At 59.1% G+C, this 26,101-nt stretch carries 26 protein-coding genes and 1 pseudogene; 19 read left to right on the top strand and 8 right to left on the bottom strand.

The window, feature by feature from the left end; genetic code table 11:
• Positions 1-26: 26 nt before the first annotated feature.
• The 3 genes and pseudogenes from QO002_RS25800 to QO002_RS25790 all read left to right on the top strand — a co-directional run.
• Complete coding sequence (locus tag QO002_RS25800; protein ID WP_307235370.1) at positions 27-1,523, top strand: NAD-dependent succinate-semialdehyde dehydrogenase; 1,497 nt, start codon at positions 27-29, stop codon at positions 1,521-1,523.
• 42 nt (positions 1,524-1,565) lie between these two features.
• The gene (locus tag QO002_RS25795) at positions 1,566-2,942 is read left to right on the top strand and encodes an aspartate aminotransferase family protein (protein WP_307235368.1); all 1,377 of its coding nucleotides are present in this window, start codon (positions 1,566-1,568) and stop codon (positions 2,940-2,942) included.
• Between the two features lie 299 nt (positions 2,943-3,241).
• Positions 3,242-4,052: pseudogene (locus tag QO002_RS25790) on the top strand (tyrosine-type recombinase/integrase); the annotation flags it as partial.
• A 471-nt stretch (positions 4,053-4,523) separates the two neighbouring features.
• Here the strand turns inward: QO002_RS25790 and QO002_RS25785 are convergent.
• Complete coding sequence (locus tag QO002_RS25785; RefSeq protein WP_307235365.1) at positions 4,524-5,450, bottom strand: AraC family transcriptional regulator; 927 nt, start codon at positions 5,448-5,450, stop codon at positions 4,524-4,526.
• Between the two features lie 242 nt (positions 5,451-5,692).
• On the opposite strand from QO002_RS25785, the gene QO002_RS25780 reads away from it, so the two are divergent.
• The 7 genes from QO002_RS25780 (at position 5,693) to QO002_RS25750 (ending at position 12,126) form a co-directional block, all read left to right on the top strand.
• Positions 5,693-7,123: an extracellular solute-binding protein gene (locus QO002_RS25780; protein WP_307235363.1), complete on the top strand. Its 1,431-nt coding sequence runs from the start codon at positions 5,693-5,695 to the stop codon at positions 7,121-7,123.
• Positions 7,124-7,255: 132 nt separating this feature from the next.
• Entirely contained in the window at positions 7,256-8,134 is an 879-nt protein-coding gene (locus QO002_RS25775; RefSeq protein WP_307235360.1) for a carbohydrate ABC transporter permease, read from the top strand.
• Positions 8,131-8,964, top strand: coding sequence for a carbohydrate ABC transporter permease (locus tag QO002_RS25770; RefSeq protein ID WP_307235358.1), 834 nt, complete (start codon positions 8,131-8,133; stop codon positions 8,962-8,964). The genes QO002_RS25775 and QO002_RS25770 overlap by 4 nt, the downstream gene beginning before the upstream one ends.
• 4 nt (positions 8,965-8,968) lie before the next feature.
• Complete coding sequence (locus QO002_RS25765; RefSeq protein ID WP_307235356.1) at positions 8,969-9,172, top strand: DUF2160 family membrane protein; 204 nt, start codon at positions 8,969-8,971, stop codon at positions 9,170-9,172.
• Between the two features lie 4 nt (positions 9,173-9,176).
• Positions 9,177-10,217, top strand: coding sequence for an NAD(P)-dependent alcohol dehydrogenase (locus tag QO002_RS25760; protein ID WP_307235354.1), 1,041 nt, complete (start codon positions 9,177-9,179; stop codon positions 10,215-10,217).
• A 1-nt stretch (position 10,218) separates the two neighbouring features.
• Positions 10,219-10,989 carry an SDR family NAD(P)-dependent oxidoreductase gene (locus tag QO002_RS25755; RefSeq protein WP_307235353.1) on the top strand — a complete coding sequence of 257 codons (771 nt, stop codon included), beginning with the start codon at positions 10,219-10,221 and terminating at the stop codon, positions 10,987-10,989.
• A gap of 66 nt (positions 10,990-11,055) precedes the next feature.
• Positions 11,056-12,126 carry an ABC transporter ATP-binding protein gene (locus tag QO002_RS25750; RefSeq protein ID WP_307235351.1) on the top strand — a complete coding sequence of 357 codons (1,071 nt, stop codon included), beginning with the start codon at positions 11,056-11,058 and terminating at the stop codon, positions 12,124-12,126.
• Between the two features lie 610 nt (positions 12,127-12,736).
• On the opposite strand, the gene QO002_RS25745 is transcribed toward QO002_RS25750, so the two are convergent.
• On the bottom strand, positions 12,737-12,943 hold the full coding sequence (locus tag QO002_RS25745) for a hypothetical protein (RefSeq protein ID WP_307235348.1): 207 nt from the start codon (positions 12,941-12,943) through the stop codon (positions 12,737-12,739).
• Positions 12,944-12,956: 13 nt separating this feature from the next.
• Between QO002_RS25745 and QO002_RS25740 the strand changes: the two genes are divergently transcribed.
• Positions 12,957-13,241 carry a hypothetical protein gene (locus QO002_RS25740; RefSeq protein WP_307235346.1) on the top strand — a complete coding sequence of 95 codons (285 nt, stop codon included), beginning with the start codon at positions 12,957-12,959 and terminating at the stop codon, positions 13,239-13,241.
• Between the two features lie 13 nt (positions 13,242-13,254).
• Here QO002_RS25740 and QO002_RS25735 read toward each other — a convergent pair whose 3' ends face one another.
• The 3 genes from QO002_RS25735 to QO002_RS25725 form a co-directional block, all read right to left on the bottom strand.
• Positions 13,255-14,667: an MmgE/PrpD family protein gene (locus QO002_RS25735; protein WP_307235344.1), complete on the bottom strand. Its 1,413-nt coding sequence runs from the start codon at positions 14,665-14,667 to the stop codon at positions 13,255-13,257.
• A 23-nt stretch (positions 14,668-14,690) separates the two neighbouring features.
• Complete coding sequence (locus tag QO002_RS25730) at positions 14,691-15,719, bottom strand: hypothetical protein (protein WP_307235342.1); 1,029 nt, start codon at positions 15,717-15,719, stop codon at positions 14,691-14,693.
• A gap of 65 nt (positions 15,720-15,784) precedes the next feature.
• Positions 15,785-16,564 carry a glutaredoxin domain-containing protein gene (locus tag QO002_RS25725; RefSeq protein ID WP_307235341.1) on the bottom strand — a complete coding sequence of 260 codons (780 nt, stop codon included), beginning with the start codon at positions 16,562-16,564 and terminating at the stop codon, positions 15,785-15,787.
• A 260-nt stretch (positions 16,565-16,824) separates the two neighbouring features.
• Here QO002_RS25725 and QO002_RS25720 point away from each other — a divergent pair, with 260 nt between their 5' ends.
• The 5 genes from QO002_RS25720 to QO002_RS25700 are packed head-to-tail and all read left to right on the top strand — an operon-like array spanning position 16,825 to position 21,836.
• On the top strand, positions 16,825-17,889 hold the full coding sequence (locus QO002_RS25720; RefSeq protein WP_307235339.1) for an ABC transporter substrate-binding protein: 1,065 nt from the start codon (positions 16,825-16,827) through the stop codon (positions 17,887-17,889).
• A 1-nt stretch (position 17,890) separates the two neighbouring features.
• Positions 17,891-19,000, top strand: coding sequence for an ABC transporter ATP-binding protein (locus QO002_RS25715; RefSeq protein WP_307235336.1), 1,110 nt, complete (start codon positions 17,891-17,893; stop codon positions 18,998-19,000).
• Positions 18,997-20,724 (top strand): ABC transporter permease, encoded by a 1,728-nt coding sequence (locus tag QO002_RS25710; protein WP_307235334.1) that lies wholly within the window; start codon positions 18,997-18,999, stop codon positions 20,722-20,724. Before QO002_RS25715 ends, QO002_RS25710 begins: the two co-directional genes overlap by 4 nt.
• Before the next feature lie 10 nt (positions 20,725-20,734).
• A complete protein-coding gene (locus QO002_RS25705) occupies positions 20,735-21,304 on the top strand; it encodes a chromate transporter (protein WP_307235332.1) in 570 nt (189 codons plus the stop codon).
• Positions 21,291-21,836 (top strand): chromate transporter, encoded by a 546-nt coding sequence (locus tag QO002_RS25700; RefSeq protein ID WP_307235330.1) that lies wholly within the window; start codon positions 21,291-21,293, stop codon positions 21,834-21,836. The genes QO002_RS25705 and QO002_RS25700 overlap by 14 nt, the downstream gene beginning before the upstream one ends.
• 6 nt (positions 21,837-21,842) lie before the next feature.
• On the opposite strand, the gene QO002_RS25695 is transcribed toward QO002_RS25700, so the two are convergent.
• On the bottom strand, positions 21,843-22,523 hold the full coding sequence (locus QO002_RS25695) for a GntR family transcriptional regulator (RefSeq protein ID WP_307235328.1): 681 nt from the start codon (positions 22,521-22,523) through the stop codon (positions 21,843-21,845).
• 20 nt (positions 22,524-22,543) lie between these two features.
• Between QO002_RS25695 and QO002_RS25690 the strand changes: the two genes are divergently transcribed.
• From QO002_RS25690 to QO002_RS25680, 3 genes are all read left to right on the top strand, one after another.
• The gene (locus tag QO002_RS25690) at positions 22,544-22,912 is read left to right on the top strand and encodes a hypothetical protein (RefSeq protein ID WP_307235325.1); all 369 of its coding nucleotides are present in this window, start codon (positions 22,544-22,546) and stop codon (positions 22,910-22,912) included.
• 222 nt (positions 22,913-23,134) lie between these two features.
• Positions 23,135-24,229, top strand: a complete 1,095-nt coding sequence (locus tag QO002_RS25685) for a nucleotidyltransferase family protein (protein ID WP_307235323.1) — start codon at positions 23,135-23,137, stop codon at positions 24,227-24,229.
• Positions 24,230-24,289: 60 nt separating this feature from the next.
• Complete coding sequence (locus QO002_RS25680; RefSeq protein WP_307236246.1) at positions 24,290-24,547, top strand: WGR domain-containing protein; 258 nt, start codon at positions 24,290-24,292, stop codon at positions 24,545-24,547.
• Positions 24,548-24,682: 135 nt separating this feature from the next.
• Here the strand turns inward: QO002_RS25680 and QO002_RS25675 are convergent, their stop codons facing one another.
• Both QO002_RS25675 and QO002_RS25670 read right to left on the bottom strand, forming a co-directional pair.
• A complete protein-coding gene (locus tag QO002_RS25675; protein ID WP_307235321.1) occupies positions 24,683-25,246 on the bottom strand; it encodes a hypothetical protein in 564 nt (187 codons plus the stop codon).
• 130 nt (positions 25,247-25,376) lie between these two features.
• Positions 25,377-26,048, bottom strand: a complete 672-nt coding sequence (locus tag QO002_RS25670; RefSeq protein WP_307235318.1) for a transcriptional regulator — start codon at positions 26,046-26,048, stop codon at positions 25,377-25,379.
• Positions 26,049-26,101: the final 53 nt, after the last annotated feature.

Here is a 26,101-nt window from a genome sequence, read left to right as displayed (position 1 = left end):
CAACTTGCAAACACGAGGAGCCGGAGATGAACGCCGTATTCGCACGCCCCACCTGTCATGAGGCGCTAGAGCGCCTGAAGGACAAGCATCTGCTGAAATCGCTGGCCTATGTCGGCGGCCGCTGGATTGCCAATGGGGCGAACCGCACGCTCGAGGTGCGCGATCCCGCCTCCGCCGCACCGCTCGCCTGGGTATCCGCCCTGGATGCGGACGAGACCACCACGGCCATCGGCGCGGCAGCGTCCGCGTTCCCGAAATGGCGGGCGCTGCTGCCGCAGGACCGTGCCAAAATTCTCCGCCGCTGGTACGAGTTGATGCTCGCCGCCAAGGATGACCTGGCGCTGATCATGACTCTGGAACAGGGAAAGCCGCTGACGGAATCCGAAGGCGAAATCGACTACGCCGCCTCCTTCGTCGAATGGTATGCCGAGGAAGGCAAGCGGCTGAATGCCGAGAGCGTCACCAGCCACCTGGCAGGAGCCGAAATGATCGTGCGCCGCGAGGCGCTCGGTGTCGTCGGCATCGTCACGCCCTGGAACTTTCCCTGCGCGATGATTACCCGCAAGGCAGCGGCGGCGCTGGCAGCCGGCTGCACGGTCGTCGTTCACCCCTCCTCCGAAACACCCTTGTCCGCGCTGGCACTGGCCGAGCTTGGGGAGCGGGCCGGCATTCCGGCCGGCGTGTTCAACGTCGCCACCGGCGACGCCGCAACCATCGTCGGCCGTATGAGCAGCGATGCCCGGGTACGTGCGATGAGCTTCACCGGGTCGACGGAGATCGGCAAGCTGATTGCCGGACAGTGCGCGCCGACAATGAAGCGGCTGGTGATGGAACTCGGCGGCCATGCGCCGCTGATCGTCTTTGCCGATGCCGATGTCGACAAGGCGGTGGATATCGCCGTCAATGCCAAGTTCGCGACCTCCGGCCAGGATTGCCTTGCCGCCAACCGCATCTATGTCGAGCGCCCGGCGCTATCAGCCTTCAACGCTGCCTTCAAGACCCGTATCGAAGCCTTGAAAGTCGGCACGGGGCTGGAGGCAGGCATCGAGATCGGCCCGCTGATTCATGAGCGGGCAATTGCCAAGGTCGAGGAACAGGTTTCCGACGCGCTTGCCCGCGGCGGCACCCTCCTGACCGGCGGCGCGCGCCACAAGGCCGGGCCGTTGTTCTACACGCCGACACTTCTCGCCGACGTGCCCGCCGATGCGCTGATCATGCATGAGGAAACATTCGGGCCGGTCGCGGCAGTCTCCGCCTTCGACAGCGAGGCCGAAGTCATCGCCCGCGCCAACGATACCGAATACGGCTTGGTCGCCTATGTCGTCACGGAGAATGGCGCGCGCCAGATGCGGCTCGGCCGGGCTCTCGAATATGGCATGGTGGCGATCAACCGGGTGAAGATCACCGGCGGCCCGATCCCCTTCGGCGGCTGGAAACAGTCCGGTATCGGCCGCGAAGGCTCCCGCCACGGCCTCGAGGCCTTCACCGAACTCAAATATCTCTGCATCGACACGGCCGCCTGAGGCTCGTCGACGCCCCCCGAACACCGAGCAAAGGAAAAGACCATGTCCGAACACAGCAACGAATTGACCGCCTGGGACCGCGACCACTTCTTCCACCCGTCCACCCACATGGGCATGCACGCGCGCGGCGAGACGCCGACGCGCATCATCGCCCGCGGCGAAGGCGCCTACATCACCGACACCAACGGCCGCACCAGCCTCGACGCTTTTGCCGGGCTCTATTGCGTCAATGTCGGCTACGGTCGCCAGAAGATTTCGGACGCAATCGCCGCGCAGGCGAAAAACCTTGCTTATTATCACGCCTATGTCGGCCATGGCACGGAAGCCTCGATCACACTGTCGAATATGATTATCGACCGGGCGCCAAAGGGCATGTCCCGGGTCTATTTCGGTCTCTCCGGTTCGGACGCCAACGAGACCAACATCAAGCTGATCTGGTACTACAACAACATCCTCGGCCGCCCGGAAAAGAAGAAGATCATTTCGCGCTGGCGTGGCTACCACGGCTCCGGCGTCATGACCGGCTCGCTGACCGGGCTTGAACTCTTCCACAACCTGTTCGACCTGCCGCGCGCGCCGATCTTGCACACGGAAGCCCCTTATTATTTCCGCCGTCTGGACCGCTCGATGAGCGAGGAACAGTTCTCGCAATATTGTGCCGACAAGCTGGAGGAGATGATCCTGGCGGAAGGGCCGGACACGATAGCCGCTTTCATCGGCGAGCCGATCCTCGGCACCGGCGGCATCGTTCCGCCACCGGACGGCTACTGGCAGAAGATACAGGCGGTGCTTGAAAAATACGACATCCTGCTGGTCGCCGACGAGGTCGTCACTGGTTTCGGCCGCCTTGGCTCGATGTTCGGCTCCGATCACTATGGCATCAAGCCGGACCTGATCACCATCGCCAAGGGCCTGACCTCGGCCTATGCGCCGCTGTCCGGTTCGATCGTCTCGCACAAAATGTGGCAGGTGCTGGTCGAAGGCTCCGACAAGATGGGCGCCATCGGCCACGGCTGGACCTATTCCGCCCACCCAATCTGCGCCGCCGCCGGCATCGCCAACCTCGAACTGGTCGACGAACTCGGTCTGGTCGAGAATGCCGGCTCCACCGGCGCCTATTTCCGCGCCGAACTCGCCAAGGCCGTCGCCGGCCACAAAAACGTCGGTGACGTGCGCGGCGACGGGTTGATGGCAGCGGTAGAGTTCGTCGAGGACAAGGACGATCGCGAGTTCTTCGACTCTTCCCGGAAGATCGGGCCGCAGGTTTCGGCCGCCCTCCTCGAACGCGGCGTCATCGGCCGCGCCATGCCGCAGGGCGATATCCTCGGCTTTGCCCCGCCGCTCTGCCTCACCCGCGCTGAAGCCGACATCGTGGTCAAGGCGGCCGCCGGCGCTATCGAGTCGGTATTCAGCCGCTGAGCACCGGGCTCGCTTGAAAGGAAACGACACTGGCGGCCGTGTGACATTAATCATACGGCCGCCTTGATGGGATACGAAGGGGCGACCCGCCGTTCGGTGACAATGTTTTGAGTAAAATATTCCAATCCAGGCAACTACTTGCTTTCGGGAATGACTGATTGGGGGCCGGTGAACGAACCCGCTGCGCGGGAGGGCGCCTGCGGTTGAAATAGAGGGCAAAGGCTGGAGGTTGGGCCTGGGTTGAACGTCGTCCGGCAGAGGCGGAGCATGACGAGCTTCTTCAACAAAGGAACCTGACCATGCAGTACCCCCGTCTCGACACGCCCGTCAGCCCGCTGCGCCAGCGGCTGATCGACGACCTGAACATGCGGCGTTTGTCACGCGAAACGCAGCGCAACTATCTCCGCGACATCGGTCGCCTGGCAACCTTCCTCGGGCGTTCACCAGACACGGCGACCGCCGACGACCTGCGCCGGTTCCAGATCGAGCAGCAGGAGGACGGCGTTCCCGTTCCAACAAAGAACAGCATCGTGTCGGCGCTACGGTTCTTCTTCACCCAGACCCTCGACCGCCCGGACTTGGCGCGCAGGCTCGTCCGGCTGGCGCTTCCTCGGAACCTGCCTGTGGTATTGAGCCGCGACGAGGTTACCCGGTTCCTCAATGCCACCACCTGCCTCAAGCACCAGGCAGCATTGTCGGTCGCCTATGGCGCCGGCCTACGTGTTGCAGAGGTCTCCATGGAAGGTCGCCGACGTCGACAGCGAGCGGATGCTGCTGCGCGTCGAACGTGGCAAAGGCGGGCGCTATCGCAATGCCATGCTTTCGGAGGACCTGCTCACCCTGCTGCGCCAGTAGTGGAAGGTGGGGCGGCAGCAGGGCGTGATGGACCGCGACGGCTGGCGGTTCCCCGGACAGCACGCCATGAAGCCGATCAGCACGCGGCAGCTCTATCGCATCGTCGTTGAGGCCGCCCAGGCCGCCGACATCGCCAAGCGGGTGGGGCCGCATACGCTGCGCCACAGCTTCGCCACCCACCTGCTGGAGGACGGCACGGACATTCGGATCATCCAGGTCCTGCTCGGGCACGCAAAACTCAACAACACCGCCCTGCGGCGGACGAATGATCGTCATCGAGATGTTCGAACGCTGGAAGCAGCCGCGCGGACCGCCGGATGCGACGGCGACGAACCGGGAGACGGCTTCATGACCCGGCATGGCATGGTCCAGATTTCAGTCGCAGGCTTCACGCCTCCGACAAGCGACCCGCATGCGACCGTGGCGATCATGGCATCAGACAGGGGTCGCGGCGAGCCTGGGCCAGGCTCGGAAAGCCGCACGGGTGCGCAAAGAAGCGACCTGCCGCCATCCATCATTCCACTCCCCGACTGCGATCCTGCAACCGCCCACATGAGCCGCAGATTGAAATCTCCATAGGCTTCTCAACTAGGGTCCGCGGGTTCCTTCCTCGGGGACTTTCGTACGCCTCGCGGCGCCCGAAACTCTTCACGAAAGCGGAATGGCAATTTTCAGGCGACAACGATGCACAAGCGGACGAGAACTCTAAAATCTATCTTTCCGCATTCACCGCACACGCATATGGTCTGTCGCTGTCTGGAGGAACGGAACGGTTCTGCGGTTGGTGGAGAGTTTTCGGTATCGTGTCGGTGTTAAGTTGTGGTGGCGCAGAAACACCCGATTGAAATTGGAAAGATTACGATAGCCCACCTCGAAGCAGATGTCCGTTATCGGCATAGAGGTATCGGTCAACAGCTGACCCGCCTTCCAGATACGAAGCTTGTTGACGTGGTCGGTGAAGCTGTGGCCACTGTTTTTCTTGAAAAATCGCGAGAAAGCGCTGTCACTCATGCCAACCATGCGAGCTACGTCCGGCAACCGGATGTCCTCCGACAGATTGGCAAAGAGATACGCGAAGACCTGCTGCAGGGCTTCGAGCGAGCCATAGCTCAGGTCTGGCACATAAGCCTCTGAAGATAAGGTATCGGACTCGTCAGTGTCCCGCAGCAGCGAGAGCAATGACAAGAAGGTCGAAAGCCGCACGGAGCCGGTCTGGAACTCCATGTCGAGTATCAGCCCCTCCGCCTGTTCCCGCGCCTGCCCCTTGAAGGAGAGCCCCCGCTGCGCGCGGCTGAGAAAGTCATGCAACCCCGCCAGCTCCGGCAGGAAGGTCGAAGCCTGCTCAAGTTTGGCCGGCAGAAACTGGATGACGATGTCGCGTCCTGGAATGCGCTCATCCGGTCCGAGCGGCGTCACCCAGTCGTGCGGTAGGTTGCTGCCGATAACGGAAATATGGCCTGGCGTGAACGCGCCGACATGATCCCCTGCAAGCAGGACGCCGCTGGCGTTGGGAATATAGTGGATCTCCACCTCTGGGTGGAAATTCCAGACGTTGCGTTCCCATGGATAGTCGTCGCGGCGCCACAGGAAGGACTCGTCCGCGCCCGTCAGGACATATTCAAATCTCGCGACCGTCGGTGAAATAACTGACATTGCAGACCCCTTCCGGTCTTCCCACTATGCTCGTTGCGTCGGCAATCAATATTAGATTGTGCAATGCACACAAGATTTCATGGATATTTTCGGTATGTTGCGCATGAGAGTATCAGTATCGCGCAACGGCCGCGCTTGTGTCTACTCTTTCTTTCCACAAATATTGAGGTCCGTTGAGCGTGTCGGAGGAGAGTTAAGCACGCACAACCGGACCGATTTTGCGATCCAAATGGAGGAGAACAATGAACAGTTTCGTCAAAGCCGTGGGCGTCGGCATCATCTCGCTTGGCCTTTGGAGCTCGACCGCTCTTGCGCAGGATTCCTGGTGGAAGACTGCCGCTCAACCCTATCAGGGCGCGATCATCCGGGGCGTCTCGGAATCGACCCCAGCGTCGAAATATGTCGAGCAGGTGCTCGGTCCGAAATTCACAGAAGAGACCGGCATCAAGGTCGAATTTGAGGCAACATCTTGGGACCAGATGTACGACAAGGCGATCAAGGATATGGAAGCCAATACCGGCATCTATGACTTCGTCTATATCGAGCAGGACATCGTATATACGTATCTGGCCCGCAACTTCCTCGTCGATATCACCAAGTCGCTCGCCGAAAATGCAAAGATCGCTTCGCCGGACTTCAAGCCAGAGAATTTCACCACGTTCCTGAACTATTTCAAGGATCCGAAGTCGGGCGATGTGATGGGTGTTCCCATGGAAGCATTCATCAAGCCTTACCTCTACCGCAAGGATCTCTTCGATGATCCGGCGATCCAGAAAGCCTACAAGGATTCCACCGGTGCGGATCTGAAGCCTGCAACGACGCATGAAGAGTATACCCAGGTCGCTAAGTTCTTTACCGAATACGGCGCAGACAAGGAGCTCTGGGGGACCACCGTACAGGCCTCGTCGAGCCATCCCGCCGCCTTCTACGAATTCTTCGAGTCGGTAGCGCCAACCTTCGGCGTTTACAACTGGGGCATCGATGGCACCACCTTCGCGGCCACCGAAGCGAACGGCGGCCAGATGAACTCCGCCGCCGCGAAAAAGGCGCTTAACTACTGGATCGATCTGCTGAAATATGCACCGCCGGAATCGACGTCGTCCACTTGGGATGAGGTTGCCGGGACGTTTGCCGCAGGCCGCGCGGCCCAAGGTCTCGTCTACGGTGAAAACGCTGCCTGGATTGCGACCGACGAAACCAAATCGACCGTCGTCGGTAAGGTTGGCGTGGCACTGCCTCCGGTCGAGGCGGGTGTCATGGAAGCAGCCGAAGCCGGCAAGGGTTATATCGGCTACTACGATGGTGGCGCTTTCGGCATCCCGCATTCGTCCAAGAACAAGGACGCCTCGCTGCTCTTCCTGCAGTATATCGGGCAGGCTTCCGTGCAGACCGACTGGGCGCTGGCCGGCTCCCGCATCGTCATGAACTCGACCTACGATGATCCAAAGATCGTCGATCAGGACAAGAAGATGAACGGCTATTACACGCTGATGCGTGAGGATGGAAAGCTGTTCGCGGGTGCTCCGCCGTTCCCGTTCCACTCGCAAGTTCTGCAGGTGGCCGCGCCGTTCATCTACAAAGCGATCGTCGGTGAGATCAAGCCGGACGATGCGCTGGACCAGGCCGCGACCGCCGCCGAAGCTGAACTTGTGAAGCTCGGCTACCGCAAGTAAAACCGCACCTCCCGGCGGTTGGCGGTCGCCAGTAAGGTGGCCGCCTTCTGTCCTGACTACGGTTTGCCGGGCCTGCCCGCGACGCTGGTCGTCGGGCGAATAAAACTCAAGCACGATCTGACGGAGCTCAGGATGAGACAATCCAACATCGGATGGCTGTTTCTAGCACCAGCCACGCTAATCCTGTTCGTTATCGGGTTCATTCCCTTCATCTACATTCTCTATGTCGGCTTCTTCGACTGGAATACCAACGCAGTCGATCCAACCCTGCGCTGGGCCGGCCTTCAGAATTATCGTAGCCTGGTTTTTGACACGACCTTCCTGAACTCGCTTACCCGCACGCTGGTTTTTGCCTTCTTCGTCGTTGTGAGCGAACTTTTGTTAGGTTACGTCCTGGCCCGCGCGCTGATGGCAGACCGTCTGTGGGGCCGGCAGTTCTTTCGCACGATCCACACACTGCCGATCGTCGTCGCACCCATTGCAGTCGGTGCTACCTGGCGGCTGCTTTGCGTTCCGGGCTTCGGCATCGTGCCCTACTACCTGAAACTGTGGTTCGGCATCGACTACAACATCGCGACTAATTCCTATCATGCCTTCGCCACAGCGATCGTCATGGACCTGTGGCACTGGACGCCGTTCGTCACGCTGTCGCTCATGGCTGGATTGACCGCCTTACCGAAAGAGCCGCTCGAACAGGCACAGATCGACGGCGGCAACAAACTGCAGATTTTCTGGTACGTGATCGTGCCGATGTTGAAGCCGGTGCTGCTGACAACCGTCTTCATCCGGCTGATGGACGCGTTGCGCTCTGTCGACGAAATCTGGATGTTGACCAAGGGCGGTCCGGCCGAGGCGACCCGCTTCATCGGCCTTCATATCTGGATCAACGTCTTTCCGAAGACCGATTACGGCTACGGCGCGGCCATGTCCCTTCTAACGCTTTACGTCACGATCGTTCTGAGCTGGCTGCTGTTCGTCGCCATGACCGGCCGCAAAGGAGGGGCACAATGAGACGCTCCGGTATAGCCTCTTTCGTCCTTTGGATATGTCTGACGATTCTGACGTTGCTTCCGGTCTGGTGGATGCTGGTCGTTTCGATGCGCCCTCGCGTGAAGCTTTATTCCAAGTCATTCCTCATCGACGATCTTTACTGGGATAATTTCCTGGCGGTGCTGAACAGCTCGACCTTCTTGCAGTATCTCTGGAATTCGATGATCGTGGCGACATCGAACGCAGCGATGGTGTGTGCCCTCGGCCTGCTCGCGGCGTTCGGACTGTCGCGTTACAAGATCAGCGGCGGTGACAACGTGTTTTTTTGGTTGATCACCAACCGCATGGCGCCGCCAGCCGTGTTTCTGCTGCCGCTCTTCCTGCTGTTCACCAAGTGGTTCGTGTTCGGCGATTTCATGCTGTTCGACACGAAGATCGGCCTCATCCTGCTCTATTGCGTCTTCAACCTGCCCTTCGCCATCTGGCTCTTGAAAGGCATGCTCGACGGGATTCCGCTGGAGCTGGACGAAGCGGCGCGGGTGGACGGTGCGACAACCAGCCAGGTGCTGTTGCACGTCATCCTGCCGCTGGCTCGGCCGGGGTTGGCCGTCACCTTCATCCTGACCTGGATTTTCGCCTGGAACGAGTACCTGTTCGCAGCAACCCTGACGTCGTCGGCTGGCGCCAGGACGGTTACGACAGCGCTCGCGGAATATGTCTCGGTCACCGGAACGAACTGGGGCGAGATGGCGGCGATGGCGTTCCTGACCACGCTCCCGGCCCTGATCGTGCTCGGCTTCGTCCAGAAGCACATCGTCACCGGCCTGACGTTTGGCGCATTGAAAGGGTAAGATAATGGCTGGGTCTCAACCCCGAAAAACCCAACGCGACGGGTTCCTGCCGATCCGAACGAACGGCTTCGACAGGGGTTTCATCTCGGTCGTGATCCTGATCCTGGTGCATCTTCTCTGGATGCGTTTCCTAGAGGGTCTGTTGCCGCTATGGGTGGCGACGGTGCTCTGCCTGGCGCTGGCCGTATTCATAATCCGAAAGGGCTGAAGACATGAGATCGCTCGTTCTCGAACGCAAAGACGAACTGCGCATTCGCGACCTGGACCCGAAGGAGGCGCTCGGTCCCACCGACGTGCGCATTGCCATCAAGACAGTGGGCGTCTGTGGATCGGACGTTCACTACTACACCCACGGCGCGATCGGCCCCTTCGTTGTACGTGAGCCGATGATCCTCGGCCATGAAGCCGCCGGCATCATCGAAGAGGTCGGCAGCGCTGTCCAGAACCTGAAAGTGGGCGACCGCGTCTGCATGGAGCCCGGCATTCCCGACTCGCAAAGCCGCGCGTCGCGGCTAGGTCTCTACAATCTCGATCCCGCGGTGCGCTTCTGGGCGACGCCGCCCGTGCATGGCGTGCTGAGACCGAGCGTGGTCCACCCGGCGGCCTTCACCTTCAAGCTTCCGGACAATGTTTCCTATGCCGCTGGCGCCATGGTCGAGCCGCTGGCTGTGGGCTTTCATGCAGTCTCCAAGGCAAAGCTGACACCTGGCGCGATCGCGCTGGTCACGGGTGCCGGGCCGATTGGCATGGTGACCGCGATCGCGGCGTTGTCGGCCGGTTGCGCCAAAGTCATCGTTACCGATGTTGTCGACGAAAAGCTCGCCGTAGCGCGCAAACTCGGGCCTGCCGTCATGACCGTCAATGTCCGATCACAGGACCTGAAGAGTGTGATCGCCCGCGAAACCGACGGCTGGGGCGTCGATGTCGTTTTCGAATGCTCCGGCGCGGCCGAGGTGATCGCAGACACGTTGCACCACAGTTGCCCCGGCGGAGCCGTCGTCTTTGTCGGCATGCCCCTGAAGCCGGTCCCGCTCGATATCGTCATCGCCCAGACGAAGGAACTGCGCATCGAACACGTGTTCCGCTACGCCCATGTCTACCCGCGCATCGTCGCGCTCTTGGGATCGAACCAGATCAATGTCGATGCGCTGATCACCGATACCTACGCCTTCGAGGATTCTATCGAAGCATTCGATTACGCCGTGAGACCGAAGCCGTCTTCCGTAAAAATCCAGATCGAGCTTGGGACGTAGCATGTACCTGCGCAAGTTGGATCTCAGCGGAAGGGTCGCGGTCGTCACCGGCGCGGGGCGCAACATCGGCTATGCCTGCGCCGATGCCCTATCGGAAGCCGGCGCACATCTCGTATTGACTGATGTTGACGAAGAGCTCGGTCAATCGGCCGTCTCTAAGCTCGCCGCGATGGGGCGAAAGGCCGAATTCGTTCGTCTCGACGTAACCGATTCCGGAGAAACCGACCGCGTCGCGGCGGCGATCGCGACCAAGCTTGGTCGCGTGGACATCCTGGTGGCCAATGCCGGCATCGCTGCGCACAGCCCGGCGGAGGAGATGTCCGATGCGGACTGGCTGAGGGTCGCAAACGTGAACCTTAACGGTGTGTTCTGGAGCAATCGCGCCTTCGGAAACCTGATGCTGAAGGCGGGCAAGGGCTCGATCGTCAATATCGGTTCGATGTCTGGCATTATCGCCAACCGGCCGCAGCCGCAGGCCGGTTACAACGCCTCAAAGGGTGCCGTTCACATGCTGACGAAGTCCCTTGCAGCCGAATGGGCCGAGCGAGGCGTCCGCGTCAACGCCGTCGCGCCAACCTATATCGCGACCGACATGACGAGGACCGCCGTGGAGACAACCGGATGGGACAGGGAGTGGATGGACATGACGCCGATGAAGCGCATGGGCGAGGTCGAGGAAATTGCGTCTGTCGTTCTGTTCCTGGCCTCCGATGCCGCCAGCCTGATGACCGGCAGCATCGTCGTTGCGGATGCAGGATACACCTCATGGTGAAGCTGCCTTCGCACCCATCTCGAATGATCTGCGGCCATGCCGCCACAACTGACTAAGGATTGACACATGGCAACGATCGAGCTTGACCAGGTCGACAAGCATTACGGCGCCTATCACGCCCTGCGCAATATCTCGTTCGATATAGCCGACGGCGAGTTCGTCGTCCTGGTCGGACCCTCCGGCTGCGGCAAATCCACGCTGCTGCGATCACTTGCGGGGCTTGAGGACATCACCGGCGGCACGATCAAGCTGGGCGGACATCGCGTCGACAACATCGCCGCCAAGGACCGTGACGTGGCGATGGTGTTCCAGAACTACGCTCTCTATCCGCATATGACTGTTCGGGAGAACATGGCCTTCGCACTGAAATTGCGAGGCGAAAACCTTGCGGATCGCAACGCCAAGGTTGACAAGGCTGCCGATATGTTGCGGCTTACGCCCTATCTCGACCGATATCCGAAAGCTCTCTCCGGAGGCCAGCGGCAGCGTGTCGCCATGGGGCGCGCAATGGTTCGAAACCCAAGGGCGTTCTTTTTCGACGAGCCGCTTTCGAACCTGGACGCCGCATTGCGCGTAGATATGCGTTCGGAGATCAAAGCTCTTCACCAGCGCCTTGGCGCTACTTCAGTGTATGTCACCCATGACCAGATTGAAGCCATGACAATGGCGGACCGCATCGTCGTGCTTCGCGACGGCAAGGTGGAGCAGATCGGCGCGCCACTGGAGCTTTACGACAGACCCGCAAACACCTTCGTCGCCGGTTTCATCGGATCGCCGGCAATGAACATGCTGCCGGCCACAATCGATCTCTCTGTGAACTCAGCGCGGCTCGCTGACGGGTCGGCCCTTCCCCTTCCACACGGCACGCGAGCGACGACCGGCCAGGAGGTGATATACGGGGTTCGTCCTGACCAGTGGATCATGTCGCATGGCGATCGGGGCGTGCCGGCGACTGTCGAGTTGATCGAGCCGACGGGGGCAGAAATTCTCCTGGCAGCCCAATTGGCGGGCAAACGGGTCTTGTGCGCCTTTCGCGAGCGCCACGCGCTGAAGCCAGGCGACACGATACGGCTCGACGTCGATCCTGCCGCGGCTCATGTGTTCGACAAGCAAACCGACCAAAGAATCGCGTTCTGAGCAATAGGTATCGGAAGGATCATTCGTGTCGGACTTTAAAGGAAAAACGATAATCATCACCGGTGCTGGCAAAGGTATCGGTTGCGCCTGCGCTGAACTTCTCACCCAACGTGGCGGTCGACGACGGAGGCCAAAGTGGTTCCACACCGACGTGCCATTAGGCCGGTCATTCTGTCCCCTGCGGCTTGAGGGCGGCGTAAGCGAGGCTCGGGCATGTCTTGTGCCTTTGCTCTGAGCCTTCTCCATGGCTTGATATTCTATGTCCGGGGGCGCATGGCGAAGTTGCCGCGGTCTCGTTCCTTGGCCACAACTGCGAGCCTATCGTGGTATACGGCAACTGCCTCAACGTGAGCGGCGCGCGCTGCAACGATATGGTCAGCTGCCCACTGCCACATGACAAAGGGATGGCAGGTACCATGGTCCCCTTCAAGCGGACTGACGGTTTTAAAGAAGCGACGCCTGCGGCGTGAATGACGGCGCACAGCTGCCATTGCCATGCACTTACTTCGCCTTGAAGGGAAACGAACCACCGACACAGTTCGGCATCACGCCCATAACCGTCATTACACATCTTGAATCGCGAAGATGGCCACGACACAAACTGTACTGATTACGAAAGTGCACCGAGGTCGCGAAAAGTCTGCATTTGTTGATCGCTTTTCTCGCCATCCACAACAACACGAAACGCCTTCCCCTGCGCCTTCAACTCCTGCGCAGCCATTACAGCATCTGCGAAATTGAGCCTTGGCTCGTCGCGGGTATCCTCACCCTGTGGATCGAGTGAACTCAGAGCAATGACCTGAAACGTAGCAATCATCAGATTTTCCCTTGTGGCAACGGCGGTGCTGCTAACCTTCATTTCCATCCGACACGAAATTTTCCGACAAAGCATCCTGGGCTGCTTGAAGACGCTCCGCCTGATGGAGCCACTTGCTTTGAATGATGTTGTTGATTGCATGCGCGACATCAAGGGCGTTCCAGTCTGCATTTTCCATTTAGCTGACAAGGGCCACGAGTTTCCGCTCGACAATTTCGTGCAGATCATCGGCCGGACGAATGAGATCGTTGGTCATGATGTTGAATTTTCTCTCTTAAAATTGCTGAAATACTGCTGACGATGTAGCCCTATCAAGCGGATTCTCCACACAGACCGATCCCTGCAAGACCCACAGACAGGTCTTTATGCTTCGCGATATTCAGGCAGAAATCAAGCAGTGCCTGTCCGTATTCGATAGAACCGCGGCCATGGGCAATATTTCCACGGAACTTTCCGATCAACTGGTCACGTGTCAACGGTTCGCGCACGCCGCCCCGAAAGTGTGGCTGGCGAAATTCGATTTCAGTGCCGTCCCGAAGACTGGCGCGGATATGGCCAGTATAGTTTTTCGGATATTCGTTTGCGGAGTCGATGACGTAGCGGATCTTGCCAGCGAGCTCGAGTACCCGGGAATCAGCCGCCTTGGCGTCACTGAACTGTTCAAGCCCCGCGTCACCTTCCAAGAACGCCACCGCCATGCAAAAGGGCATGCTGAATTTTGCTGCGTAGCCGGAAGGAGGCCGATACTTCGCCGCCAATGGCTCCCAAAGGCGGTCCACAAGACCCTCACTTGTTTCGGATTCGATCGAGACGATTGAATCCGCGTCGATACCGGTTTCGCGCAACCGCAACATGCAATCTATAAAAGGGTGGATCATCGTGCCGCAAGCATATGGTTTGAAGGCGATGGCCTGCATTAGCCATTTCTCGCCCAAACCTGCGATGACCGCGTGTCGGTCGGCAGGCGCCGACTGACTGAACACCTTGAAGACGTTGCGCGGTCCGTCGAAAACCGTGCGAGGCCCGAAAAAACCGGCCCTACCGAGCAACGCTGCACGATAGCCGGACTGGGCGGCCCACCCGGGATGAAGACGCTTGGTCCATGCACCCTCCGTAAGGAATTCGCCAATTCCGGAAGCGAAGCTGCCGGCGATGCCAAAGGCGTCCGTCAGTTGTTTGCGGTCGAGCCCAAGTGTGACCCCTACCCCAGCTGTCGCGCCCAGCGCGCCGATAATCCCAACCGGATGGAAACCCGCCTTGTGGATCGCGCCGGGCACAATGGTATTGAAGCGGCAGACCATTTCGAGGCCGGCGACAATTCCTTTTAGCGTGTCGGCGCCGCTTCGTTCGAAGCGCTGCGCGGCAGCGAGAACGGCGGGCAGCACCATCGCGCCGACGCGGATAGGTGCACCTTCCAGAGTATCATCGAAATCCTCCCCATGTGTGGCGGTGCCGTTGATGAGGGCGGCGGTGGCCGCGTCGAAACCGCGAGCATGACCGATGGCGGTGCATTTGCCTGCATCATCGCTCGCCTCTATCAGCACACGGATGTAATCGGCGTCACGGGTGGCGACGCAAAGGCCCGCCATGTCGATGAGATCGTTAACCGCGATCTCCCGCGCCTCCATGGGGATATTGTCGAGCCGAAGCACGGCCAGCACGTCGGCGATGCGCTCAGCGAGCGCAGCCCCCGGCGCGATCGAACCAGTATCGTTTTCTAGCAAAGGACACCTTTAAGCATGTAGGATCAGGAATGAACGTTCTGGGTGAACCATTCCAACGGCAACGTTCGCCCCAGGCCCGTCGAATGGGCTTTTTTGAGCAGCGTCGCGCCGGCGGCGGCGAATTGGTATCCGAGGCCGTGAAAATTCAGGAAGCAGGTGACCTCGGTCTGCCCCTTCCGCCCGGGCGTCGCATTTGCAACGAGCCCCGCCAGCGACGGCGCTCCGGCGATGGAGGCAAGACGCGGGTCCGTGGCGATCTCTTTCCGGCCTTCCTGGTGCTCGATCCCGCTTGCGACCACGAGATGGTCACTGCCCATGTTACCAGGATCGTGCACGACAATTCTGTCGGCATTTAGCAAGGCAGTCGGAGAGATTTCCCCGTCGCGAATTGACCCGAGGTGCATGCCTGGTTCCACCCACTCCTCCTGGAGGACGGCCTGCATGCTATTGGTGGCGCATAAAACAGCATCGGCGCCACGCACAGCGATTTCCGGCGCAATGAAGGCCTTCACGGGAATTTCCAGCTTGTTCTCGACATTGGCCGCGAATGTGCGGGCATTGTCGTGGTTGGGACTGAAAACGCGAATCTCACGCAGTGGCCTGACGGCTGCAGCCGCCAGCACCTGTGCATAGGCCTGCCAGCCGGATCCCAGAACGGTGACCACAGTTGTCTCCGGTCGCGCCAAATAGCGCATGGCGAGTCCGCTGGAGGCGCCGACGCGCATTCGTTGCAGTACGCCGTCGGGCAGGATCGCTAAAGGCTCGCCAGTTTCCGTGCTGAACAGGAGAAGCAGTCCAACCCAGCGCCCGCCCGCGGCGGGCACCTTAACCTTGCGCCTCTGGCCGCCGGTTTCCGGAAAGCTCAGTATGTCGGAATTGATTCGAACGGCCCCGATTCCCGCACTCGGGACGACGCCACCGACCATTTTCAGCGAATAAACGGTGTCCTTGTTGCCCGTACCAACGATCATGTCCGAACGGCGGCCGTTGACGGCGCTCCGCTCGAAAGCTGCGCGATAGGCATGCTCGAAACTTTCGATGCATTCGTCCATGCTAAGAAGCACAGCGACGTCATCGTTAGAGAGGTACAACATGGCGGGCTTTCAGTTCTGTGAGGTCAGACCCAAAGGCGCTTTGGCAGCGGAAGACCGGCATAGAGTTCCGGCCCGATCTCAAGTTCGGCGCCGAGTCGCCCTGCGGTGATGATGTCGAGCTGCCGCGCATGCTGAGCGCAGTGCCAGACGCCGCGCTCGATGACCTGGCTTGTGGGTTGGTTGCCGTAATAGGTCTGCATCCGTTCGGGTAGAGATTGGTCCCCGCCCTTCTCACGCCACGCCTGTAACGCGCGGTGTGTCCTTTCGAGATGGGCGAGAATGTCCGCCTTCGTGACGATGTCCGGATCGACGTAGCCGTGGACTGGTTTGATCTCAATGAGCTCTTCCACCATCTGCCCAACAAAGGCATGCACAATCTGTCCGACATGGATCGCTAATTCACGTACGGAGCGATCTCGGAAGGGGATTACTCTTTCCTGCAGGTGCGCCTCGTCGAATTTGCCGACGATCCGGCGCAGCTTTATCAAGAGTACGTCCCACCGCTCGAAGAGAGCGGCATTCTCCAGCCTCTTGTGGCTGCGTGAAACGCCGAGGAGCGCAGCGATGTCATCAAGGTTCTGTGCGTAGACGTATTTGTCGCGGAAACGGACAGCAGGGATGCTTCGAAGTCCCGAAGCAAAGATTTCCTGCATGGCGTCCTCGTCTTCCAGGACATTTACAGATTCGAAATCAACACCCTGCTCCTCAACGAATTCTTTCGTTTTGAGGCAGCTTGAACATCCCGGCTTCCAATAGACAGAAATTTCCGGCCGCTCGTTTCGGGTCACTGCATCAGACAACATTATGCGACACTCCAATCTGGCTTTCTGGAACGCCGCCGAGCGGCGGCTAGTTCTCTATCCCATAGGGAGAACGCGGAAATGTGTCAACACTTTCTGGTCATTCTACCGTAACAGTTGAATAATGTTCTAGAATATGCGCAACAACGAGAAAATGCGGAACAATGTGTCAACGATCTTTGAATATTTGGTAAGAAAATCTATTGACTTAGTAGCTTTTAAATTGATCATTAGCGCATTGTTTATGAGAGGTATTTTCACCGATGAGACCAGTCACTTTCTCCGCCATGTTCGCGGGAATCCTGATGTGCGCCAGCCACGTCCAGGCTCAGGATGTAAAACTCGAAGCCCCGATCTTCGAGACGCTTTACCAGGAAGCAAAAGCCGCCAAAGACACCGAGGTTGTTTACTACTTCCCGGCGAGGACCGAGGAAGCTGAACGGCTCAACGCTCTGTGGGCCGAAAACTTCCCCGACATCACCCTTACTATCGTCGCCAAAAAAGCGCCTGACATCATTACGCAGGTTGAGGCGGAAAAAGCTGCCGGCGTGGTGCGCGCGGATGTCGTAACAACGACCCAGCCCTTTGTCGCCGCCAAGTGGAAAGCCGAAGGCCGCTTCGCGCCCTATAAGGTCAGCTCTTTCACCCAGCTCGGCGGATATGCAGACAAGGATGGCGCGTACTACTCCACGGGCGTCTACCTCCTTCCCGCAGCTTACAACAGTACAGCCATAACCGACCGCAGCGAGCTGCCGGCAAGTCTTGCCGATTTCCTGGACCCGAAATGGAAGGGCAAGATCGTCCTTGCCGATCCGGCTACAGCGGGCAACACCCTTACCTTCTTCCTCGCTTTGTTGCAGAATGGCGAGATCACATGGGACTATCTGGCAAAGCTTGCGACCCAAGACGTCCTCTTCGTACGCGGTAATTCGGAGGTAGTGCGCGCACTTGCTTCCGGCGAGCGCGTGGTTGCCCCGACGATTTCCTCCTTCAACATTTTTGTATCGAAGGAAAAAGGCCAGTCTGTCGATTTCTACGGTCTGAACGACGGCACCCTGCTGGCCGAACAGCCGAGTGGTATTCTCGCGGGTGCGCCGCATCCCATCGCCGCAAAGCTTCTTCTCGAGGTGCTGACTAGCGCCGAGGGCCAGGCGATCCAGGCCGACGCCGGGAAATATTGGCCAACAAACGCGACGGCTAAGACGATCGAAGGGCTACCGGAACTTGCCAGCTTCAATCCCTTCAGTGTCGAACTGCACGACCTCTCCGACGATAAAAGCGCCGACGAGTTCATCCAGCGCTTCGCGAGCACCTTCGGGCGCGATTGATATGCTATCGCCTTCGAATCATGCGCAGCGTCATTCCGTTCCCCGCCTAGTCTTAAACGGACTTTTCAAGCAGCTCGGTGGCAAGGCCGTCGTTTCCGGGATCGACCTCTCGATCGATCCCGGCGAATGCGTCGTACTGCTGGGACCGAGCGGATGCGGCAAGACCACCACACTGCGCATGGTGGCAGGCTTCATCGACCCGGATGAGGGCGGGATTGTCATCAAGGGGAAGCCCGTGGCGGGGAACGGCGTTTTCGTTCCCACCGAACGGCGGCAGCTCGGCATGGTCTTCCAGAGCTATGCCATCTGGCCGCACAAGTCGGTCTTCGAAAACGTCGCGTTCGGGTTGAAGATCGCGGGCATCGATCGCGCAGCGATCCGCAAAAAAGTAGATCAAGTGTTAGAACTGGTACAACTCAGTGCGCACGCGAACCGGTTTCCGGGTGATCTGAGCGGCGGCCAGCAACAGCGCGTCGCGCTGGCGCGAGCAATTGTCATGGAGCCGGGCCTTCTGCTTTTCGACGAGCCACTGTCTAACCTCGATGCAAGCTTACGCGAGGAACTGCGCCGGGAATTGCAGAGACTGCATGCAGAAAAGGGCATAACCATGCTGTACGTGACCCACGACCAGCAAGAAGCACTGGCGCTGGCCGATCGCATCGCTGTCATGAACGAAGGAAGAATTGAGCAGTTCGATACTCCGGAGAAAATCTACCGCTGGCCGGAGACGCGCTTCGTCGCCTCCTTTGTTGGCGCGACTAACCTCCTTGAAGGCCACATTACCGGCAAGGACGTCGGAGAGAACCGGCTGCGTATCGAAACTAAGCGCTGCGGTACCTTCATCGCACGTGCCCATTCCGAATTCATCGCCGCGAGCAGGATCGGCGATACCGCCGCCGTCGTCATTCGGCCGGAGGATCTGAACCTCGCGCCGGCGGGACAGGGCCTAACCGCTACTGTGAAGGAACTGACCTTTCTCGGCGATAGTTACGAGGTGAGCGTCGAGACCAATGGGACGCACTTACGCGCCAGGCCCCGCAAACGCCCCGACATTCGTGACGGCAAGGTCGTAGTCATACCCGATCCCGAAGCGGTATGGGCTGTGCCATGACCACGGATGTCCTGCGCCTGCCCGCTCCCCACCCTCTTCTATTGGATAAACTTCGCCGGCAATGCGGCGAACCAGTCAAGCTCGTCGTGCTGCTCGCCGTAATTGTCGTCCTATTCGCCTTGATCGTTTATCCGGTCTCATTGCTCTTGAAATTCAGCCTGACGGACAAGGTGGGGGCATTTTCGCCACACACTATATTCGAAGCCTTCCGTCAGCCGGGTATGGTCAAAGCCAGCGTCAACACCGCGCTGCTTGCCCTTCTCGTAACCGTTGGCGCCAATATACTCGCCCTGCCACTCGCCTGGCTCGTCGCACGCAGCGACATGCCCTTCAAGTCGCTCATCCGCGTCGGCGCGACGCTCGCTTTCGTGATTCCATCCTTCATCACGGTGATCGCCTGGATATTCCTCGCCTCGCCGAACGCAGGATACTTGAACAAGGCAGCCCGCTGGCTCCTCGGTATTGAAGGCCCCCTATTCAACGTGGTGAGCTTCGGCGGGCTGGTCTTCATCGAGGTATCGCACCTCTTCCCGCTGATCTTCTTCATCGTTTCCGCAGCCCTTTCGAACATCGACCTCAGCCAAGAACAGGCAGCACGGGTGCTGGGTGCTGGCAAACTGCGCGTCGCCGCGACCATTACGTTTCCGCTGGTCGCACCTGCCATCGTCTCTGGCACGATGCTAGTCTTCCTCGACGTTATTTCCTCCTTCGGCGCGCCGGCGGTGATCGGTACCATGGCGAATTTTTCGGTGCTGACGACGAAAATCTATGCAATGATTTCTTTCCCCCCGCGGCTGGAACTGGCAGCGGCAGCTTCGCTGCCGATTGTCCTGATCACTCTTTTTTGTCTGGCGTTGCAGCGGCGTATGACAGGCTTGAACCGTTATCGCACGCTTACGGGCAAACAGGGCGCGGCCGGGCTCGAACGTCTAGGCCGCCTGCGCATTCCGGCTTTCCTGTTCTGTGTTACCGTCATCTTCGCCAGCGGGGTACTGCCGCTCATGGCACTTGCCGCGCTTTCGCTGCTCAAGGCTTTTGGCCTGGAGCTGGTTGCTGCCAATCTGACGCTACGCAATTTTGAGATCATCGCTAACCCCAGCAGATCGGTATTCCCGACAGTATGGCACAGCCTCGTGCTCGCGGCAGCGACCGCCTTCATTTGCATGGTCGTCGGGTTTCTTAGCGCCTGGTTTGTCGAGCGGACGTCCGCATCCGGACGCGGCGCCGTCACGGCGATCATTATGATCACCTACGGCTTTCCGTCGATAGCCTTCGCTGTCGCCGTCCTGCTCGGGTACGTCGATGTTTTGTATGGTACCTTTACTATACTCGGAATCGCCTACGTGGCGAAAATGCTACCAGTCTCCTTTGTCCTTTTCCGCTCCGCGCTGAAGCAGCTTTCCACAGACCTGGAAGAAGTGGCGCGGGTGCTCGGATCCGGATGGGCGCGCACCCTCCTGCATATCAGCGTGCCGCTGATGAAGACGAGTGCGTGGGCGGCGGCGCTTCTGGTGTTCGCCGTGGCGCTGCGCGAGTTGTCCATGTCGGCAATCCTGACCCAGCCAACCACGCAGATCATGTCGACGAAGGTCATGGAATATATAGAAACAGGAGCGGTCGAGCTCGCCGCCGCCATGGCGCTCCTCATCGTGGCCCTGAGTATCGCAGCGCTGGTCATGCTGCGCTTTATCACCGGTCGCAGCGCTATCGAGTTGAAACAGTGAAAGATTTGACTTGCCGCTCCTTGTAGAAGACCAAACTCCGCCACCGAGCCTGTGGCAGCTCTTCTGTGCATGCGCCAAGATTAGCACATCCAGTTTCGGCGGCAGCGTCAGTTCCCTCATCCGAGTCGAGTTCGTCGTCTCGAAGCGGTGGATAACGGAGGTGGAATTTCACGAAAAGCTGGCGCTCTCTCAAGCACTGCCCGGCGTCAATGTCGTGAACCTTACGCTTTGGCTCGGATATAGCCTGCGTGGCACCATCGGCGCTCTCGTCGCGGTGTTCGGAACGATCCTGCCGCCGGCCGTCCTCATCGTGACGGCCGGCTCCTTCATTCATAAAGCCGCCGACGCGCCGCTGGTGGCGCAGTTCCTCGCCGGCGTAGCTGCCGCCGCTCTAGGCTTTTCAATCAACATGGGTATTCGAGCTGCCCGCCATGCGCTCGTTGACGTCGCATCATTACTTGTGTTCACGCTGACGGTGATCGGGGCCTTTTTGCACGTGCCGCTGGTCCTTATCGTCGGGGCCATGGGGCCGGTCAGCATCGGGCTCGCCTATTGGAGGCTACGCCATGGAAAAAGATGAAAGCGTTTTCCTCCTCATGACTCGAATCGCTCCACTGTCCATGATGACCATCGGCGGCGGCTTGAGCATCATCGGCGACCTTCAGCGTCTGAGCCTTGAATATGGATGGTTCACCGCCGAGGGTTTCAATGAGATATTCGCCCTTTCTAGGGTGGCGCCCGGCCCGGCAACGCTGGTCGTGACATTGATCGGCTGGCACGTGGCCGGCCTCGCCGGTGCAGTTGCAGCCTCGCTCGCCATCTTCTTGCCATCGAGCCTGTTGACTTATGGCGTTGCGCGCCTTTGGCACTCCAATCGTTCAGCGGTATGGACAAAGGCGTTGGCTGCGGGGTTGGCGCCAATCGCTGCCGGCCTGATCATCAGCAGCACGGGTGTTCTGCTGCGCGATGCGGCGGGGCAACATCTCGCGTGGTTTGTGGCTCTGGTCATCGCAGTGCTGTCATGGAAGACGCGCTCCGGCCCGCTTTCCCTCCTGGCCGCCGGAGGCGTCCTGTTCCTCATCCTGCGGACTATCCTGCTTGAAAGCCCCTGAGACCCCTCAATCCAAACCGTTACCGTTTCGCACCCTCTCGACAAGGATCAGGCGCAGGCGTCGTAGATGGTTGCGCATCAATAGTTCAGCGCTATCTCCGTCCCGATAGAAAATCGCCTCCGCGATGCGCATGTGATCCGCACGGCTATTTTCGTCGCTATGGCGCAGCCATGAGTGGTTGCTCCTCCATAATCGCAAAAGCTGAAAGAAACTTTCATCGAGAACCCGGGCGATCATCGCATTTCCACAACGCGACACGAGTTGCTGGTGGAAACTCTGGCGATCCTCGAGGTTGCGGGGGCGCAGTCCCTCGGGAAAGGGACCCTCAGCGGCGGCGACACGTAGGTCCCCTATCTGCACGTCCGTGAGATGTTCGGCACAGAGGCGAGCGGCCATGCTCTCCAGTCCTTCGCGAACCTGATATATTTGGAGGATGTCTTCTGCCGAGTGCTTGACGATCCGTGCGCCGGCATTCGGCGTGTAACTCACTAGATTGCGGCCCTGAAGTCGTCTCATTGCCTCGCGTAATGGGCCGCGTTTGACCCCGTGACGCCGCGAAAGGTCGGGTTCGTTCAGCTTCATGCCGGCCGGAAGCGTGCCAGAGAGGATCTCCTTCAGAATGGCATCAAATGCGCGATCGGCGTCGCGGCCGTCACGTGCTGCCGGAAACGAAATCGATTCATCCATTACCATTAGTCCAAGGTGTCATGAATTACGGAATATTGGGTTTGAGCGGCGGCTTCAAGCCAATCGCCGAAGTTTTGGCTCGAACGGTAGACGAAGTTCGCCGGGCCTGTCGTGGTGGAGTGGGGGAGTTCTTTTTCGTCAATAACATATTCGAAGGATCGGGGCGCTTGGCATCCGATAAGTATCCCTTATCGGGGGTGATCAATTTCGAGCCGCAAATCATTCAGAGTCAAGAAAGAGCATGGCCCGCGGGCCCGCCGGATGGCGAATTGGTTTGGTGTATCGCTGCTGGAGGCACAACAGCTATCGCCGTTCAATTCACCACCTATCCTGGACTGGATGACCGCATCACCGTCGTGCGTTGTGGCGAACCGCCGGGCGAAACCTGAGCGAGATATACCGCTGTGCCTGGCAAGTTCGCCGGCACTGCGGCGGCGGGCATTAAGTTTGGTTCGTTTTGGGTGAAACAACCTGGAAGATATTCGTCGTTCCTAGGTGGAGGATCGAGGTTATAAGGAGTTTGAAAAGTCCTTATAACGGAGTGATGTCGGCAGCGAATTTTTGTGTTATAAGGTTTTTGCGAGGACCTTATAGCGGCAGGATGTCGTCGGATGAAAGAGATCGAACTCACATATCGAACAATGTTCGCTGACCTGGCATCGAAAACGTTCGACGCTCAGTTCGAGGCTGATTTCCCTCTGGATGGCAGGTTCGTGTCTGTTCCCGTCAAGGGCAAGAAATATTGGTATTTCGAGTTCCCCACTCCCGATGGCGACAAACGGCGATACGTTGGCCCTGAACTCGACAAGGAAATCACAAACCGCGTCCAGGCCCATAAGGACATCAAGGACGATATTCGGGAACGCCGGCGGCTCGTGGGGACATTGAAACGGAGTGGCATGGCTGGCCCTGATCGGTTTGCGGGCGACGTAACAAAAGCGCTCGCGGACGCGGGGCTTTTCCGTCTGCGGGCCGTTCTCATCGGCTCGGTGGCTTTCGGCTGCTACTCGGGTCTTCTGGGTATCCGTCTCCCCAACTCTTCACTTCAAACGGCTGATGCGGACTACGCGCAAGACTTCGCGATCTCGGCGGAAGTCGATGATAGCCTGCCGCCCATTCTGGAAGTCCTGCAGTCCGTCGATCCCACATTTCGTGCGGTCCCTCACCAAGCCGACAAAGCGAGAGTGGTAGCATTCGTGAATAAAGCGAACTACCGGGTCGAATTTCTCACAGGAAACCGGGGGTCGGACGATCACATCGGCAAGCCATCGCCTATGCCCGCGCTGGGCGGTGCGTCCGCGGAGAACCTGCGGTTTCTCGATTACCTTATTTACGAGCCGGTGCGAACTGTGCTCCTCCATAGAGAAGGCGTGAGCGTGCTCGTCCCCGCTCCCGAGAGATATGCGGTTCACAAGCTTATCGTGGCGTCCAGGCGGCTCACGGACGCAGTTGGACGGGCAAAGCGAGACAAGGACCTATACCAAACCTCTCTGCTCTTCGAAGCGCTGGTGGAGACCCGCCAGCAGGCCATCCTTGTCGACGCCTTCGAGGAAGCCTGGCAAAGAGGGCCGTCGTGGCAAGAGGGGTTGCGAGCAGGACTTGATTTGTTGCCTCGTCCTGGAATGGCATTCTTGGCGCGCGCTTTTGGTCACCATCCCGAAGAACTCATGAAGGTCTTGGGAAATATCCACGGAACGCAATCCTGACGGAGTCTTCCGCCTGTAGAGAGACTTCCGGATTTCGGACGCCGCCCACCGCCGACGACGCTGGGTCTCTACCCGTTTCGTCTTTACTGTCAGCGTATCGACCACACCAGAAACATGGCGCGGTATTATTCACTCGCGATCGAGCAGACACTCTTCGGCGAAGCCGTGGTTGTTCGCTACTGGGGGCGGATCGGAAAGCGGGGTGGTGAGAAGCGTGATGTGTTCCGGACAGAACGAGATGCTGCTGTCCATTTCCTCACACTGGCTCGCACCAAGCGCGTGCGAGGCTATATTCCGATTAAATACGGACAAATCTGATCAACCGGTGACGGCTTCCCAAGATTCCTCCCCGCCAATCCTCCTCGGCCGAATGTTGAGATCCGCCGCGAGCCACCGCCGAGAATACCGATCGCAGCGCTTCCGATCGAGGCACGATCAACGCTCTCAACATATTCAGCGTTCGAACCGCCCGAGCATTTTCTTGAGTTGGGCATTCTGCTGACGAAGCTTTGTTATCAGCTGGTCCCGCAGCAACCGGATCTCGTCATCCAGGCCCATCGCGTCGTCGGAGAAAGTGGGAACGACCGGGGAGGCAACGACAGCCACTGTTTCCGCTCGTTTGCGACGCTTGCTCAGCTTGCGCTTTGTGACTGCGCCAGTGGGCGATGACGTCGAGGCGTCCTGTATTGCCTTGACACCGAAGTCGCCTTTCTCCGAAGAAGCTGGTTCAGCAACCTCGATGGTTTTGGTGCGTTCACTGCCGCCAGTGTTCTGAAGACGGCTTGCCGTGTCCGCGGCGAGCTTCGGCTCTGTGGAAACCACATCGGATTGGCTGTGCGATTGCGGTTGTTGGCTGGCGGGCTGATCCCCGGAGTTCAGCCCGCTAGGGTCGACCGTCTCTGGTGGCTCGCTGCTGGTCGACACCTCCGGCTTGACGGTGTCGTGTGTGCCGTTTTCTTCTTGTCGCTCCCGTCGCGGTGATACAAGTCGCGCAAGAAATTTCCAGGGTGACGCCATCTCTTCGACCTCGCGTTCGCTCCCGCATATTGACTGCGAGTGCCGACTTTGGCGGCCGCAGCCACCGCCACCAAAGTGTACATCTCGACAAGCAGAGTAATGCCGCCGGCAATTGGTTGCCGGCTACGGCTCAATCGAGCTTGAGCCGCTTGCGCAGATCGGCGTTTTCTGCCCGAAGCTTTTCAGAAAGCAGCTTGCGCAGTCTCTGGTTCTCTTCTTCCAACTGGAGAAGATCCGCGATTTCATCGATTGCCGCCGTTGGGGCCGCAGTCGCTGCTGGCGCCGTCTTCGGAGCACGTTTGACCGGCGCAGGCTTGGCACTGCTTGCAGCAGTTCCAATTGCCTTGGCCTTGCGTCCCCGCTTCTGCTTGACTGGTGCGCTGGTCGATACAGCTACTGGTTCCGCAGCAGCCTCGACGGCCACCGTTTCGGCGGCAACCTTCTTGGCGCGGGGTTTGCGCTGTTTCTTCGCTGCAATCGGTGCTTCGACAACGGCCGGAGCCTCAGAGTTGGTTGTCGTACTGAATTCGTCGGCCATGATCGTCTCCCGTGGAACTGAAGTATTTGTCTGCTGCCCGATCGGCCGTGTCAACGACCCGGCAGGATCTGTTTCAGGTAAAGTTAATTCGCCGCCGGATTTATTATCTTGCAGTTTCAAAACAGGGAACGGGGTTGTCTCGTCCTGCACATCTTGCGCAACGGACTTGAGATCCAAGTTACCCCAGATTGAGTTTGTATTGCGAATGGGTTTTCGCCGACCGGATTTATACTCGACTGCAAAACTGCGTTGGATTTTTTTCACGTTGAAAAGCCTTGGGGTGTCCGCGCCGCTGCTTCAGCAATGTGCTCAACACA

This window comes from Pararhizobium capsulatum DSM 1112, from assembly GCF_030814475.1.
Lineage (GTDB): Bacteria > Pseudomonadota > Alphaproteobacteria > Rhizobiales > Rhizobiaceae > Pararhizobium > Pararhizobium capsulatum.
The sequence above is the reverse complement of the archived record's forward strand: the minus strand, read 5'-3'. Positions and strand labels throughout refer to the sequence as shown.

Bases quoted from the DNA above. Each gene is read 5' to 3' on its own strand.
- QO002_RS25800 (WP_307235370.1), top strand. From the start codon at position 27: ATGAACGCCGTATTCGCACGCCCCACCTGTCATGAGGCGCTAGAGCGC.
- QO002_RS25795 (WP_307235368.1), top strand. From the start codon at position 1,566: ATGTCCGAACACAGCAACGAATTGACCGCCTGGGACCGCGACCACTTC.
- QO002_RS25785 (WP_307235365.1), bottom strand. From the start codon at position 5,450: ATGTCAGTTATTTCACCGACGGTCGCGAGATTTGAATATGTCCTGACG.
- QO002_RS25780 (WP_307235363.1), top strand. From the start codon at position 5,693: ATGAACAGTTTCGTCAAAGCCGTGGGCGTCGGCATCATCTCGCTTGGC.
- QO002_RS25775 (WP_307235360.1), top strand. From the start codon at position 7,256: ATGAGACAATCCAACATCGGATGGCTGTTTCTAGCACCAGCCACGCTA.
- QO002_RS25770 (WP_307235358.1), top strand. From the start codon at position 8,131: ATGAGACGCTCCGGTATAGCCTCTTTCGTCCTTTGGATATGTCTGACG.
- QO002_RS25765 (WP_307235356.1), top strand. From the start codon at position 8,969: ATGGCTGGGTCTCAACCCCGAAAAACCCAACGCGACGGGTTCCTGCCG.
- QO002_RS25760 (WP_307235354.1), top strand. From the start codon at position 9,177: ATGAGATCGCTCGTTCTCGAACGCAAAGACGAACTGCGCATTCGCGAC.
- QO002_RS25755 (WP_307235353.1), top strand. From the start codon at position 10,219: ATGTACCTGCGCAAGTTGGATCTCAGCGGAAGGGTCGCGGTCGTCACC.
- QO002_RS25750 (WP_307235351.1), top strand. From the start codon at position 11,056: ATGGCAACGATCGAGCTTGACCAGGTCGACAAGCATTACGGCGCCTAT.
- QO002_RS25745 (WP_307235348.1), bottom strand. From the start codon at position 12,943: ATGATTGCTACGTTTCAGGTCATTGCTCTGAGTTCACTCGATCCACAG.
- QO002_RS25730 (WP_307235342.1), bottom strand. From the start codon at position 15,719: ATGGACGAATGCATCGAAAGTTTCGAGCATGCCTATCGCGCAGCTTTC.
- QO002_RS25725 (WP_307235341.1), bottom strand. From the start codon at position 16,564: ATGTTGTCTGATGCAGTGACCCGAAACGAGCGGCCGGAAATTTCTGTC.
- QO002_RS25720 (WP_307235339.1), top strand. From the start codon at position 16,825: ATGAGACCAGTCACTTTCTCCGCCATGTTCGCGGGAATCCTGATGTGC.
- QO002_RS25715 (WP_307235336.1), top strand. From the start codon at position 17,891: ATGCTATCGCCTTCGAATCATGCGCAGCGTCATTCCGTTCCCCGCCTA.
- QO002_RS25710 (WP_307235334.1), top strand. From the start codon at position 18,997: ATGACCACGGATGTCCTGCGCCTGCCCGCTCCCCACCCTCTTCTATTG.
- QO002_RS25700 (WP_307235330.1), top strand. From the start codon at position 21,291: ATGGAAAAAGATGAAAGCGTTTTCCTCCTCATGACTCGAATCGCTCCA.
- QO002_RS25695 (WP_307235328.1), bottom strand. From the start codon at position 22,523: ATGGATGAATCGATTTCGTTTCCGGCAGCACGTGACGGCCGCGACGCC.
- QO002_RS25690 (WP_307235325.1), top strand. From the start codon at position 22,544: ATGAATTACGGAATATTGGGTTTGAGCGGCGGCTTCAAGCCAATCGCC.
- QO002_RS25685 (WP_307235323.1), top strand. From the start codon at position 23,135: ATGAAAGAGATCGAACTCACATATCGAACAATGTTCGCTGACCTGGCA.
- QO002_RS25675 (WP_307235321.1), bottom strand. From the start codon at position 25,246: ATGGCGTCACCCTGGAAATTTCTTGCGCGACTTGTATCACCGCGACGG.